We start from the raw sequence: 1,096 nt of genomic DNA on the forward strand, positions 1-1,096 counted from the left end.
TCTTCCATGAGAATATACCATTTGAATACATTGAGATTATCAATTCATCAATGCTTATGGACTTATTATTGTCTCTTTTAACAGGAAATTTATATTTACACAAATATGGTACACAACCATCCATGTAGTTATGTTTAATGATCACTATCCAATATCATAACCATTTGTAATATTATTAAATTCAAAATATAAAATGAAAAATCATTAATGTATTTATTTATGGCCTTATGCCATTCCAGAAGATTCCCTTAATTAATATTTATTCATTATATTATCCAGGCATTTTATTATAACATCAAAATCATTAATATTATCTTTTATGAATGTATATGCAAGCCCATCATCTATTTTCCCATATCTGTGGACAATAATGTTCCTGAAACCTTTCATATTTTTCATTAAATTCCTAATTCTAAAGCTTATAATTTCATTATTGTATAGATTATCTATCATTGAGGAATCATCATCTGGTATTCCAAGATCCAGGATCTGAATTAATTATATAAAAAATGTCCATTAAATTTTCAATGGAATATTCTATCCTTTTGTATATACCATCTTTTATAATGCCAAGTTTCTGGAATTCATCAAATGAATCTGGTAAATTATCTCTTATTAATTCCAAACTTTCCTCAATTTCGGCTATTTTATTCCTTATTACATCCCTTCTCATTGTATCTTCTCCAGGTTTATATAATCGTAATATCCGCGTTTATAATCCTCAAATTCCTCTATTGTTTTCCTAAAAATATCATATATATCCTTATCTTTATAATAGAGAATTTTTCCCTTCAAAACACTAAATCTTATATAAAGTGGCAGATCCTGAAATATGTGCACATCAAAAATGTCATTTATCTCTGAGAGTACATTTAACCTAAATTTGTTTCTCTCATCCTGATTTCCATCATAATAAATGCATAAATCAATATCAGAACCGTTGTGGAATGTGCCATTTGCATAGGAGCCATAATTAACAATAAATTTTATTTTATTTTGTTTATCCAGTTTTTTAATGTAATTAATAGTGCTACTGATTAGATCTGTATACATTAGAAATAAATTATAATTAATATTAAAGATCGGAAGAGCGTCG

3 protein-coding genes are annotated in these 1,096 nt (G+C 26.6%); all 3 read right to left on the minus strand.

The genetic code is table 11. From position 1 onward, the window contains the following. Positions 1 to 252: 252 nt before the first annotated feature. Positions 253 to 453: a HepT-like ribonuclease domain-containing protein gene (locus AOG55_RS09585; RefSeq protein ID WP_054964383.1), complete on the minus strand. Its 201-nt coding sequence runs from the start codon at positions 451 to 453 to the stop codon at positions 253 to 255. A gap of 10 nt (positions 454 to 463) precedes the next feature. Continuing rightward, on the minus strand, positions 464 to 673 hold the full coding sequence (locus AOG55_RS09590) for a hypothetical protein (protein WP_052656814.1): 210 nt from the start codon (positions 671 to 673) through the stop codon (positions 464 to 466). Then, on the minus strand, positions 670 to 1,096 hold a 427-nt coding region (locus AOG55_RS06420), incomplete at its 5' end, for a nucleotidyltransferase domain-containing protein (protein ID WP_236688981.1). The genes AOG55_RS09590 and AOG55_RS06420, both read right to left, overlap by 4 nt.

The organism is Acidiplasma cupricumulans, from assembly GCF_001402935.1.
Classification (GTDB): Archaea; Thermoplasmatota; Thermoplasmata; order Thermoplasmatales; family Thermoplasmataceae; genus Acidiplasma; species Acidiplasma aeolicum.

What these genes read in the sequence shown, in the direction of transcription:
- AOG55_RS09585 (WP_054964383.1), bottom strand. Translation starts at nt 453, where the DNA reads ATGATAGATAATCTATACAATAATGAAATTATAAGCTTTAGAATTAGG.
- AOG55_RS09590 (WP_052656814.1), bottom strand. Translation starts at nt 673, where the DNA reads ATGAGAAGGGATGTAATAAGGAATAAAATAGCCGAAATTGAGGAAAGT.